8 protein-coding genes and 1 pseudogene are annotated in these 12,377 nt (G+C 76.3%); 1 reads left to right on the top strand and 8 read right to left on the bottom strand.

The features are described from left to right. The 3 genes and pseudogenes from GD970_RS18945 to GD970_RS18935 form a co-directional block, all read right to left on the bottom strand. Positions 1-2,649: pseudogene (locus GD970_RS18945) on the bottom strand (TIGR02680 family protein); the annotation flags it as partial. Further along, positions 2,646-3,905, bottom strand: a complete 1,260-nt coding sequence (locus GD970_RS18940) for a TIGR02678 family protein (protein WP_152204459.1) — start codon at positions 3,903-3,905, stop codon at positions 2,646-2,648. The gene GD970_RS18940 and the pseudogene GD970_RS18945, both read right to left, overlap by 4 nt. Continuing rightward, positions 3,902-5,518 carry a TIGR02677 family protein gene (locus tag GD970_RS18935; protein ID WP_211489978.1) on the bottom strand — a complete coding sequence of 539 codons (1,617 nt, stop codon included), beginning with the start codon at positions 5,516-5,518 and terminating at the stop codon, positions 3,902-3,904. The genes GD970_RS18940 and GD970_RS18935 overlap by 4 nt, the downstream gene beginning before the upstream one ends. Before the next feature lie 338 nt (positions 5,519-5,856). Here GD970_RS18935 and GD970_RS18930 point away from each other — a divergent pair, with 338 nt between their 5' ends. Continuing rightward, a complete protein-coding gene (locus GD970_RS18930; RefSeq protein WP_152204465.1) occupies positions 5,857-7,023 on the top strand; it encodes an MFS transporter in 1,167 nt (388 codons plus the stop codon). Between the two features lie 7 nt (positions 7,024-7,030). Here the strand turns inward: GD970_RS18930 and GD970_RS18925 are convergent, their stop codons facing one another. From GD970_RS18925 to GD970_RS18905, 5 genes are all read right to left on the bottom strand, one after another. Next, complete coding sequence (locus GD970_RS18925) at positions 7,031-7,789, bottom strand: iron ABC transporter ATP-binding protein (RefSeq protein WP_152204457.1); 759 nt, start codon at positions 7,787-7,789, stop codon at positions 7,031-7,033. Beyond that, complete coding sequence (locus GD970_RS18920) at positions 7,786-8,796, bottom strand: iron chelate uptake ABC transporter family permease subunit (RefSeq protein ID WP_226925468.1); 1,011 nt, start codon at positions 8,794-8,796, stop codon at positions 7,786-7,788. The genes GD970_RS18925 and GD970_RS18920 overlap by 4 nt, the downstream gene beginning before the upstream one ends. Next, positions 8,786-9,931: an ABC transporter permease gene (locus GD970_RS18915; protein ID WP_152204456.1), complete on the bottom strand. Its 1,146-nt coding sequence runs from the start codon at positions 9,929-9,931 to the stop codon at positions 8,786-8,788. The genes GD970_RS18920 and GD970_RS18915 overlap by 11 nt, the downstream gene beginning before the upstream one ends. After that, on the bottom strand, positions 9,928-10,905 hold the full coding sequence (locus GD970_RS18910) for a siderophore ABC transporter substrate-binding protein (protein WP_211489997.1): 978 nt from the start codon (positions 10,903-10,905) through the stop codon (positions 9,928-9,930). The genes GD970_RS18915 and GD970_RS18910 overlap by 4 nt, the downstream gene beginning before the upstream one ends. A 382-nt stretch (positions 10,906-11,287) precedes the next feature. Then, entirely contained in the window at positions 11,288-12,364 is a 1,077-nt protein-coding gene (locus GD970_RS18905) for a lipid II:glycine glycyltransferase FemX (protein WP_152204455.1), read from the bottom strand. Positions 12,365-12,377: the final 13 nt, after the last annotated feature.

The raw sequence follows: 12,377 nt of genomic DNA, 5'->3' as shown, positions 1-12,377 counted from the left end.
GCCCGTCGGGGCGGTGCGCACGTGGGCGGTGAGGGCGGCGCGGGCGGCGGCGAGCCGCTCGCGCGCAGCCACCCGCTGTGCCGCCCGCTCGTCCAGGGCCGCGAGCTCGTCGTCGATCTGCGCGAGGCGCGCGGCGCGGGCGGCCGACCGGGCCGCGGCGCCGACGTGCCGCGCGGCCGCGGCGGTGTGCCGGCCGCGCAGGGGCCCGTTGCCCCACGAGCCGTCGACGTCGACCCAGGTGGTGTGGCTGTCGCGGCCCAGGCCGACGCGGGCGAGCACGGCGCTGACGGTGGCCGCCGGCACGCCGGCGGCGGGGTCGGGCACGAGGACGGCGCGCAGCGGCTGCTGGGCCGGCGGGGCGGCCGGGGTGAGGAGGGTCTGGCCGTCCTCGGCGACCAGCGCGCCGTCGGCGCTCAGCCCGGCATGGAGCAGGCCGGCGGCCAGCAGCGCCGCCTCCAGGCCGGCCCGGTCGGCGTCGTCCAGGCCGTCGGCGAAGTCGACGGCCCGCCACAGGGGCTCGGTCCCCTCGGGGAGCGCGCCGGTCCATGGCGCTGCGGGCGGCTGGGGGTCCTTGGCGGCGCGCAGCTCGCGCTGCTCCGCGGTGAGCTCGGCGCGCCGGGCCTTGTCGGCCTGCTCCTCAGCCTCCAGCGTGGCCGCGGTGCGGGCGTGCCGGTCGCGGGCGGCCTCGGCGGCCTCGGTGGCCACGCGGTCGAGCTCGGCGAGCCGGGGCACGTCCGGGGCGTCGTCGGCCTGCCCGTCGCGGGCGTCCCCGGTGAGCACGTCGGCGTCGAGGAGGAGCGGGCCGACGGCGCTGGCCGGCCAGTCCACCTCCCCGAGGAGCTCCGCGGTGGTCTCGTCCGCCACCCACGCGCGCCAGGCGCCGGCGAGCTCGCGGGCGGCGGCGTCGCGGTCCTCGCCGCGCTCGGCGGCCGCGGTCTCGTCCGCGGCGCGCCGCTCGTCCGCCTCCGCGGCCGCCGCCTCGGCGTGGTCCGCCTCGGTGCGCGCCCGGGCGAGCTCGGCGGCGCCCTGGAGGCGGTTGCCGGCCTCCCCGGCCCGGGCCTGGGCCGCGGCGGCCACCTCGCGGGCGCGCGTGGCGGCCTCCTCGAGGTCAGGCGGGGCGACCACGAGCTGCTGGGCGACGGGGCGCCCCTGCGGCTGCGGCTCGCCCTCGAGGCGGAGTCGCACCGGTTCGGCGGCGGTGGTGACGGGCTCCAGGTGCGCCTCGACGGCGCCGGGCAGCGCGGTGGTCGCCAGGTGCGCCCCGCGCAGGCCGGCCCGGGCCTCGTCGAGGACGTGCGCGGCGTCGCGGGCGGCCTCGACCACCTCCGCGGCGAGCGCGTCGGCGGCGGCGACGGCGTCGGTCTCGGTGCGGCGCGCGCCGTCGGCGGTGTCGAGCCTGCCCTGAGCCAGCTCGGCGAGGGTCCGGACGTGGCGGTCCCGCTGCGCGAGGTCCTGGCCGGCGCGGTAGGCCTCGGAGGCCTTGAGGCCGTCCGCGGTGGCGGCCAGCTCGCCCTGCCGGGCGTCGAGGCGCTCGACGGCGGTGCGCGCCTCCGTGGTCCGGGTGGCGAGGTCGTCGCGGGCGGCGGCGGCGGTCGTGGCCGCCTCGGCGGCGGCCCGCGCGGCGTCGGCGGCCCCGGCGGCCCGGCCGGCCGTGGCCCCCAGCTCGGTGGCGGCGTAGCGGCTGTAGGTGCCGAGGAAGGTGGTGACGTGCTCGAGCGCGGCGCTCAGGCGGCGCTGGGACTCCCGGGACTCCGAGAGGTCGTCCAGGCGGCCGCCGGCGTCGTTGAGGGTCTCCTCGGACAGCGGCGGCAGGGCGTCGGAGAGGATCCGCGGGAGGTTGCCCTCCTCGATGCGGTTGCCCACGTCGGGCGAGCGGAGGGTGCGGATGAGCTGGAGCAGGCCGTCGTAGCGTTCGCGGGCGCCCGGCCCGGTCAGGCCGAAGACGGTGGCACGGACCCGCTCGCGGTGGGTCTCCGGGTTCTCCGTGAGGCGGTCGGCGCCGATCAGCTCGGCGAGGCGCTCGCGCGGCATGGGCTGGCGGGCGGCGTCGAGGAGCTCCAGGTCGTGCCCGACGCGCAGCGGGGTGGTGAAGTACCAGACCCGGGCCTCGCCCGAGCTCGCCGACCAGCGCACCAGCGCACCGAGGGTGAGGTACTCGCGGGCGGCGTCGGGGCCGGGCGCCTGTGCGCCGCCGTCGCCGTCGCGCTCGCCGCAGCTCCGCTCGCCGTCGCGGGCCAGCTCGACCCACAGGTACCCGAGCCGGTTGCCCTGTCCCTCGGCGCCCACCTTCATGAGCTCGTCGAGGCGGACCTTGCCCGAGCCGGTGGAGTCCATGCGGCGCCGGTCGGCGTCGAGCACAAAGGGCAGCAGCATCTCCAGGGCGCGGCTCTTGCCGGAGCCGTTGGTGCCGCGCAGCACCATCCGGCCGCCGGAGAACTGGAATGTCTCGGCCCAGTAGTGCCACACGTTGACGATGCCGGCCCGGTGCAGGCGCCACCGGTGCGGGTGCGGCGCCCCCTGGCCGTCCGCGCCCGGGAAGGCGGCGCCGTCCGGAGCTGGGACCGCGGCGATGTCCGCGCCGGCGTCCGCGACGACGTCGGCGGTGCCGTCCGGCTCGGCCGGGCTCGGCGTCGTGGTCGTGGCACTCATCGGTCCTCCTGGAGCGGGAAAAGGCTCTGCTGCGCGTCGGGTCCGGCGGCGTCCGGGCCGCCGGCCGACGCGGCCGGGGCGGGCGTCCGGCGCGGGGCGCGCTGGGGTTCGGGCTGGTAGCGGGCGCAGGCGGGGTGCAGCACCAGCCCGGCGGGGGTGCGCCGGGCGAGGCTGAGCTCCTCGAGCCGGGTGACGACCTCGGCCTGGAGGTACTCGGGGTCGGTGGCGAACGCCTCGGCGAACGTGGCGCCGTACTGCTCGACGAGCAGGTGGACGGCGTCCGAGACCGCCGCCCAGGGCGCGAGCAGGCCGGGCACCGCCCGGCCGTCGACCTCGGCGGTGGCGCCGGGTCCGCCGTCGAGGTCGTCGACGAGGGCGTTGACGAGCAGCAGCGCGACGTGCGCGACGGTGCCCTGGCCGGGGAAGGCGACATCGGTGAGGTCGCCGTCGACGTCGTAGGCCAGCGCGCCCTCCTGGCGGACCTCGAGGGTCAGCCCGAAGTGGTCGGCCAGGGTGCGGCCGAGGTCGGCCCGCTCGCGGGAGAGCACGTGCTGCTCCTCGGCCGTGAGGTCCTCGCGGCGCACGAGCGGGTTCTCCACGAGCCGGCGGCGCAGCGCCCGCCGCGCCTGCTCGGCGGCCGTGCGGTCGCCGCGCTCCAGAAGCTCCTCGGCGGTGTCGACGTCGCCCAGCGGGCGGGCGAGCACGTGGGTGAGCAGGGTGCGGTTGACCTCGAGCAGGGCCTCCTCGTGGCGGTCGCCCCAGGCGGTGACCGAGCCGTCGGTCTCGCTGAGCACGCCCCAGTCGAGGAGCAGCGCGATGGCCTGGACGAGGTGGCGGCGGTCGGTCAGCGAGTCGTCCATGGCGATGCCGGCGATGGCGGCGTCGGCGCGGACCTGCTCGACGAGGGTGCCGAGGAGCACCTGCTCGCGGCCGGCGGTCTGCAGCAGGCCGGCGCAGACGAGGGCGAGGTAGGCGTAGGTGCGCGGCGCGAAGGGCTGCCCGCCGCGGCGCTGGGCGGGGCGCGGCGGGGCGTCGGCGCTGGGGGCGTCCTTGACGAGGCGCGCGAAGGAGGCCTCCACCACCAGGGGATAGCCCAGGACGGCGGGGAACATCTTCCTCAGGGCCGGCGCGTGCCGGCGGACGAGCGCGAGCTCTTCCCCGTGCCGGGCCTTGGTGAGGACCGGGTGGCGCAGCAACGCCCGGGCGGCCTCGCGCCGCTCGGCGGCGTCGTGCTCGGCGGTGCCGTGGGCGCTCACGCGAGCACCTCCGCGGGCTCGGGATGGGTGGGCGCGTGGGCCTCGGCGTCGGCGCCGATCGTCGCCGTCGCGGACGAGGCGGCTGCCGGGCTCGACGGGGCGGCCGCCGCCGGCGTGCCGGCGGCGGCGACCTCGAGGACGAGCCCGTGGACGGTGAGGTCGCCGTCGGGGGTGCGCAGCGTCGTCGTCGCGGCCGGGTCGGGCACCGCCTCGAGGGTGAGCCCGAGGTCGGTGTCCGTGGCGCGGGCCGCGGCCTCGAGCTGGGGGTGCACGGCCAGCAGGCGGGTGAGCTGGCCGAGCAGCAGGCTCAGCGCCGCCGGGCTGACCTCGGCGCCGTCCAGCCGCCCGGCGGCGACGAGCTCGCGGACGGCGGCCGCGCGGGCGTCGGCCACGCCCTGCGCCTCGGCCAGCAGCCGGACCCGGTCCAGCCCGGGGTCGGGCACCGAGGAGGTGCGCCCGCGCGCGCCGCGGTCGCCGCGCTCGCGCAGGCTCAGCGGCACCTCCACGGGGGTCGCGGCCCACCAGGAGGTGGTGGCGCCGTCGCGCGGGTCCGGCTCCTCCGGACCGCCGAGCAGGTGCCGGGCGGGGTAGGCGCCGAAGGCGGCGGCGTACAGGCGGTGCGCCTGGTCGGCGTCGGCGCCGTCGAACCAGGCGGCGAGCTTGAGCAGGTCGGCGCGCCGGCTCACCCCGGTCCCGGCGGAGGCCAGCATCCGCTTGGTGTTCGCGAGGAGCTGGCCCAGCGCCTGGTCGGCGGCCATGCGCAGCGTCTCGGGGCCCGAGCGCCCGTCGGCGCCGGTGTACCAGCCGCGCACGTGCTCCCAGTCCTCCCGGGTGCGGCCGGGCAGCCGCTCGGTGCGCGCGTCGGCCGACTGCAGCGTGGGCAGGCCGGCCAGGGCCGCGAGGACGTCGTCGAGCACCGGCTCGAGGGCGGCGAAGCGGCGGGCGACGACGGGGGCGTGGCGGGCGACGTCGGCGGTGAGCAGGTCGATGTAGTCCAGCAGGAGGCGCTTGAACTGCTGGTACTCCTCGCCGGCGAGGTCGTAGCGGGTGAGCACGGTGTTCACGTACGCGTAGAAGTCGCGGACGCTGTCGGAGAAGAGACGCTGGTTGTTGAACACCGTGGTGACGTCGCCGGAGAGGGCCTCGGCGTCCACCGGGCGGGCGTCGGTCGCCGCCGCCATGCGGGCGACGATGCGGTCGAGGGTCTCGGCGGTGGCGCCGAGCAGCTCGCGGGCCACCTCCCGGGCGCCGTCGCCGGCGGCGACGATCGCCTCGGCCTCGCGGTGCACCCGGACACCGAGCTTGGAGGCCTGGTAGCGGGCGCGGGACCGCACGTAGTCCTGCACGGTGGCCACCCGGGCGTCGCGGATGCCGCGCACGAGGTTGCCCCACCGCTCGAGCTGCTCGCAGCGGGTGGTGACCTCCTCGACGGAGAGGACGACGCCGCGCTGGGCCAGCCCGTCGCTGACCTCGGCGGCGGACAGGTCGGCCAGCAGCGTGGAGCCGAACAGGCTCATGATGGCGCGGTACTCTCCGGCCAGGTCGGCCGTGAGGTAGCGGAACAGGTCCAGCCGCGCCGTCGCCTCCTCGCTGTCCGGCACCGTCTCGCTCACCCCAGCACCCACCTGCACGTCCCTTCCTCCGCCACCGGCGGACGGTCCACCTTAATGGCCGCAGGCGGACCGGATCGGCGGGCGGGCGGGCGTGGCGGGGTGACGTGCGCCGCGCCGGGGCAGACCGCGGCGACCACACCGCGCCGCGCCGAGCACACCGGGCCCAGCACACCGCGCCGCGCCGGCCTCGCGGGGCCGGGCGGCGGCTCCCCGGGCCACGGGAGGCCCGCGCTCGTCAGCGGTGGTGACAATGCGTGCGTGCACCAGCGGCGGGTCGCCCCTCGGGGGCCGGACCGGTGCGCGGGCTGAGGCGGGCGGCGGGCCCGCGCCCCGCGACGCTGGCCCCCTTGTTCGCCGCCGGGTTCACGACGGCGTTCGGCGCCCACGCGGTCGCGGCGAGCCTGGGTACCGAGCGGTCCCTCTCGCTGCTGGGGCTGGGCGTCGTCGTCGCGGCCTACGACGTGGCCGAGGTCGTCTTCAAGCCGGTCTTCGGCACGTGGGCGGACACGGTCGGCCCCCGCCGGATCCTGCTGGGCGGTCTCGCCGGGTTCGCGCTCGCCTCGGCGGCGGGCGCGCTCCTCGTCCCCGGCGGTGACGTGGCGGGCCTGGCGGTCGTCCGCCTGGCCCAGGGCACCGCCGCCTCGGCGTTCTCGCCGGCGGCCTCCGCGATGGTCGCCGCGCTGCGGCCCGCCACGGCGGGCGGCGCGTTCGGCGGCTACGGCGCCTTGAAGTCGCTCGGTCACGCCCTGGGCCCGCTCGTGGGCGGGGTCCTCGTCTGGGCCGGGGGCTTCCCCGCCCTGTTCACGGTGCTGGCGCTCCTCGCCGCGGTCGTGGCCCTGTGGATCGCCCTGGCGGTCCCGCGCGTGGCCCCGGTGCCCCGCGCGCGCCAGACCGTCCTCGACCTGGCCCGTCGGGTGACCACGCCGGACTTCCTCGCCCCCACGCTCGTGCTCGCCGCCACCGCCGGGGCGCTGAGCGTCGGGGTCGGCTACCTGCCGGTGCTGGGCACCCGCGCGGGCCTGTCCCCGGTGCTGACCGGCGCGGTCGTCTCCCTGCTCGCCGTGGCCGCCGCGGCGGTCCAGCCGTGGGCCGGGCGCGCCTACGACCGCCGGGACCTGACCCTGCGCGCCGGCATCGTCGTCGGCCTGGGGCTCATCGCCCTCGGCGCGACCCTGGCCGCCACCGCGCCCCTGTGGGGCACCGTCGCGGGCACGGTCGGCGCGGCCGTCGCCATCGGGCTCGGTGTCGGGCTCGCCACCCCGGTCGGCTTCGCGGCCGTCGCCGCCTCCGCCCCGACCGGGCGGCTGGGCCAGACCATGGGCGCGGCCGAGGTCGGGCGCGAGACCGGCGACGCGGCGGGCCCGCTCCTCGTCGGCGCCGTCGCGGGCGCCGCGTCGCTCGCCGCCGGGCTGGCGGCCTTCGCCGCCGTCACCGTCCTCGTCGTCGCCGCGACGCTCCGCACGACCCGCCCCCGTCCCGACGGGGCCCGCGGCGGGTCACCGTGAGGACGGCTCAGCCGTAGTACACCCCGATGCGCCGCCCGCCGATGACCTCGACGGCGACGTCCATGTCGTAGACGTCGCGCAGGCAGGCGGTGTCGATGATCTCCTCGGGGCTGCCCTGGCACAGCACCTTGCCGTCCTTCATCGCCACGATGTGGTCGGAGTAGCAGGAGGCGAAGTTGATGTCGTGGACGACGACGACGACCGTCTTGCCCAGCTCGTCGGCGGTGCGCCGCAGCAGCTGCATCATCCCGACGGAGTGCTTCATGTCGAGGTTGTTCAGCGGCTCGTCGAGCAGGACGTAGTCGGTGTCCTGGCACAGCACCATGGCCACGAAGGCCCGCTGGCGCTGCCCGCCGGAGAGCTCGTCGAGGTAGCGCCCGGCCAGGCCGGACAGGCCCAGGTAGTCCATCGCGCCGGCGATCTTGCGCCGGTCCTCGACCGTGAGCCGGCCCTTGGTGTGCGGGTAGCGGCCGAAGGCGACGAGGTCCTGCACCGTCAGGCGCACGGCGAGGTGGTTGTCCTGGCGCAGGATGGACAGCCGCTTGGCCAGCTCCTCGCTGGGCGCCTGGGCGACGTCGAGGCCGTCCACCCGCACCGTGCCGGCGTCGGCGCCCAGCAGGCGGGCGATGATCGACAGCAGGGTGGACTTGCCGGCCCCGTTGGCGCCGATGATCGACGTCACGCCACCGGTGGGCAGGGTGAGGGACACGTCGTCGACGACGACGGTGGACCCGTAGGCCTTGGTGAGCTGCTGGACCTCGATCACCGCTTGCCTCCCCGGATGAGCAGCATGATGAAGACGATCCCTCCGACGAACTCGACGATGACGGAGAGCACGGTGTCCATCCCGAACACGTGCTCGAGGATGCTCTGCCCGCCCACGAGGGTGATCACACCGAGCAGGGCGGCGCCGGGCAGCAGGTAGGTGTGCCGGTGCGTGCCCATGACGAGATAGGCCAGGTTCGCCACGAGCAGGCCGAAGAACGTGATCGGGCCGACCAGGGCCGTGGAGACGGAGACGAGCAGCGCGCAGGCGGCCAGCACCTTGAGCACCAGCGTCCGGTGGTCCACGCCCAGCGCGGTGGCGGTGGGCTGGCCGAGGGCGACGACGTCGAGGTCGCGCCGGGCGCTCCAGACCCAGGCGAAGACCGCCACGACGACGACGGCGCACACCGCCAGCAGGCCCGGGTCCACGGCGCTGAAGGAGGCGAAGAGCCGGTCCTGGACGATGAGGTACTCGTTGGGGTCGATCACCCGCTGCAGGAACGTGGCCAGGGAGCGGAACAGCGTCCCGAACACGATGCCGACGAGCACCATGAGGTACAGGGACCGGCGCGGCCCGCCGAACAGCCACCGGAACAGCAGCATGGACAGCACGAGCATCGCCGCGACCTCGACGCCGAAGCGGGCCACGGGTGCGGTGGCGATCACCGCCGTCGAGCCCAGCACGAAGACGGCGGCGGTCTGGATGAGGGCGTAGAGGGCGTCGAAGCCCATGATCGACGGCGTGAGGATGCGGTTCTCGGTGACCGTCTGGAACAGCACGGTCGAGACCGCCACCGCGGCGCCGACGATGACCATCGGCGCCAGGCGGGCCAGGCGCAGCGGCGCGAGCAGCTCGAAGGCGTCCAGGGCGCCCACGGTGAGGAACGCGGCGCCGGCCACCACCACGGCGGTGGCCAGGAGCACCAGGCGCACCGCGGGCGTCAGGGCGCGCCGGGCGCCGTCCGCCGCGGGCGCGCCTGCGGTCACGGGCAGGGTGTCAGCGGGCACCGGCGGGCCTCCGCAGGAGCAGGAAGAGGAAGACGGCGGCCCCGACGACGCCGACGACGACGCCGATGGGGATCTCGGCCGGGTAGATGACCAGGCGCCCGACGATGTCGCAGACCAGCACGAACGCCGCGCCGAGGATGGCCACCCACGGCAGCGAGCGGCGCAGGTAGTCCCCCATCGCCAGCGAGACGACGTTGGGCACCACCAGGCCGAGGAACGGCAGCCCGCCGACCACGACGACGACCACCGCGGAGGTGACCGCCACGATGGACAGGCCCAGCGCCAGCACGCGGCGGTAGTTCAGCCCCAGGTTGGTGGTGAACTCCTCGCCCAGCCCGGCCACGGTGAACCGGTTGGCCGCCAGGTAGGCGACGACGGTGCACGCCGCCACCACCCACAGCAGCTCGTAGCGCCCGCGCACGACGCCGGAGAAGTCCCCGGTCATCCAGGACGAGAGGGTGTGCAGCATGTAGAAGCGGTAGGCGATGAACGTGCTCGCCGCCCCCACGATCCCCGAGAGCATCATGCCGACCAGCGGCACGACGACCGCTGAGCGCAGCGGGATGGCGCGCAGCACGCGCAGGAACAGCACCGTCCCGGCCAGGGCGAAGACCGCGGCCATGCCCATCTTCCCGGCCAGCGGCAGGCCCGGGGCCAGCAGGGTCACGGTGATCAGCCCGAGCCCGGCCGACTCGGTGGTGCCGGCCGTCGAGGGCTCGACGAACTTGTTGCGCACGAGCAGCTGCATGACCAGCCCGGCGATGGCCATCGCCGACCCGGCCAGCAGGATCGCCACCGTCCGCGGCACCCGGGAGGCCAGCAGCGTCTGGGCCTGGGCCTCGGTGAGCCGGCCGGAGAGGACGTCGCCGACGGACAGCTGGGACACGCCGACGAACAGCGACACCCCGGCGAGCAGGGCCACGCCGAGCAGGGCGGCGGCGACGGCGAGGCGCCGGCGGCGGGTGGTGCGCGCGACGAGGTCCGCCCCCGCCGCGTCCGCGGACGGAAGGGCGACGGCGCGCGGCGCGGGGCCGTCCGCCGCGGCGGTGCGGATCCGGTTGCCGGCCGTGGCGACGGCCCCCGGGGCGGCCGGACGGCCGCCCCGGAGGCTGGTGTCGCGGTGCACGGCGCTCATCGCGCCAGGGCCTGGCCGACCTCGTCGAGCATGGCCGCGACGTTGTTGAGGCCGTGCTGGGCGATGTACCAGCGCTGCGGGTCGAGGTAGACGACCTGCTCCTGCTTCCACGCGGTGGTGGCGGCGACGAGCTCGTTGTCGAGCACCTGCTCGGCGGGCTTGGCGTCGCCCTGGCCGATGGCCGCGTCGCGGTCGTTGACGAAGAGCCAGTCCGGGTTGGCGTCGCGGATGGCCTCGAAGGAGACGACCTCGCCGTGCGGGGTGTTCTCCACGCCCTGGACGGCGTCGGTCATGCCCAGCTCGGTGAAGATGAGCCCGAAGCGGGAGTCCTCGCCGTACATGGTGACCTCGCCGCCGGAGGTGGACACGACCATGCCGGTGCCGGCCGCCTCGCCCTGCGTCTTGACCTCCGCGGCCTTGGCGTCGATCTCAGCCAGCTTGGCCTCGACCTCGTCCTCCTTGTGGAAGATCTGCCCGAGGATCTGGGCGCTCTCGCCGAAGGAGTCGAGGAAGCTCGTGTAGGGGAAGGTGATGTCGACCGTCGGGAAGGTCTTCGACAGCTCGGGGTAGGCGGCCGCGGACCGGAACCCCACGATGACGAGGTCGGGGTCGAGCCGGGCCAGGGCCTCGAGGTCCGGCTCCTGCAGGGTGCCCACGTCGGTGTACTTCTCGCCCTTGTAGTCGCTGAGGAAGTCCGGGACCGGGGAGGACTGCGGCACGCCCACCACCTGGTCGTCCAGGCCGAGGGCGTCGAGGGTGTCCAGCGCCCCGAAGTCGAGCACGACCACGCGCTGGGGGTCGGCGGGGACCTCGGTGCTGCCCTGGGCGTGCTCGACGGTGACCGTCCCGCCGTCCGACCCGCCGTCCGCCGTGGCGCCGCCGTCGGCCGTGGAGGACGAGGAACAGGCGGCGAGGGCCAGGGCGAGCGAGGCGGTGAGGGCGGCAACCGTGCCGCGGCGCGTGGTCAGACGCACGAGGACTCCAGGTGTGATCAAGGAAGGCTGACCTAACGAAGGTGAACCTAACAGACATATACGCAAGCGTCACGTGCCGTATTTAAAGTGTGGCGCGATTCCCCGGACGGTCCTGGTCCGTTGATGGACGCCGGCCGCGCGGCCGACGTCGCCAGGGACGTGGGCCCGCCGAACCGCCCGACCCGCCGCAGCGATCCAGCACGCTCCGGACCCAGCCAGCACCCTCCGGCCTCCAGCTCGTGGGCCCGTGAGTGAGAGAGCGGGCCTGCGCCGGGGCAGTGGGGCGTGCCCCGCTGGCTCGACGCAGCCCCGCTGGTTCAGCGCGAAGGGCGACGGCGGCCCGCAGGCCCAGGGCGCCCGCAGATCCGCCGGCTCGCCGCCCTCAGGCCTCGGCGTCGGCTGCCCGCGCCGCTCCCCCGCGCCGCAGCAGGCCCCGGGCCCGGCCCGGCAGCTCGCGGGCCGCGCGCACGGCGGCCCGCTTGGCGGCGAGCGCCGCGACGAGCGCGCCGTACCAGGCGCGGTGCACGGGCACGTCCCAGGCGCCGTCGACCTCGACGATCTCCTCGGAGAACTTCGTCTTGAAGTCGCGCACGCCGCGCAGCTGCGGGGCGCGGTCGGAGTCGACGCCCATGAGGTCGAAGGTCCGCACGCCCGTGGCGCGCAGCGCGGTGGCCATGTGCCAGACCAGCAGGTCGGCGGCGCCCGAGCGCCGGCCCTCGGCGTTGGAGGCGGCGTAGTAGTAGGTGGCGAACGCGCCGTTGACGGTGACCAGCCCCCAGGCCAGCGCCCGGCCCTCGCGGCGGGTGACGAACAGGCGGCAGTGCTCGGGCCCGAGGGTGGTGAGCATCGTCCAGTAGACGTCCTCCGGGGAGATGCCGAAGCCGTCGCGCCCGCCGGTCTCGACGAGCAGCTGGTAGAGCTCGTGGAACTGCTCGCGGGTCAGCCCGGTCTCCTCGCCGGCGACCATGGTCTCGTCGCGCAGCGCCTTGCGGACGTCGCGGCGCCCACGCTTCTTCATCCCGGCGAGGATCTCCTCCTCCTCCGGGCGCAGGTCGAGGACGACCGTGCGGTCGTAGGTGACCGTCTGGAGCAGCTCGCGCAGCTCCGGCGCGCGGTGCCGCGCGTGCAGGCGCACGAACACCAGCCCCCGGTCGACGCGGCGCACCGCGGCCACGAGGGCCTCGCGCACGGCCCGCTCGCGCTCCGCCGTCGCCTCGGCCAGCCAGACCGGCCCGTGCTTGGCCCACAGGTACCGGAAGCCCCGGCCGCGCATCTCGGTGAGGGCGACGAGCGCGACGGCGTCGTCGCCGTCGAAGAACCCCAGCCGCCGCCACGGGGTGCGCCCGGGCACGGCCCGGTCGAACGCGTCCCACGCCGGCGCCTGCTCCAGCGGCACCGTCGCGCCGTCGGCCAGGCTCAGGTACGTGGCGTCGTCCAGGGGGCGGACCGTGACGGTCATGGGTCTCCTCACG

The organism is Georgenia thermotolerans (genome assembly GCF_009193185.1).
Taxonomy (GTDB): domain Bacteria; phylum Actinomycetota; class Actinomycetes; order Actinomycetales; family Actinomycetaceae; genus Georgenia; species Georgenia thermotolerans.
This window is presented reverse-complemented; position numbering and strand designations above follow the sequence as displayed.

What these genes read in the sequence shown, in the direction of transcription:
- GD970_RS18905 (WP_152204455.1), bottom strand. Translation starts at nt 12,364, where the DNA reads ATGACCGTCACGGTCCGCCCCCTGGACGACGCCACGTACCTGAGCCTG.
- GD970_RS18915 (WP_152204456.1), bottom strand. Translation starts at nt 9,931, where the DNA reads ATGAGCGCCGTGCACCGCGACACCAGCCTCCGGGGCGGCCGTCCGGCC.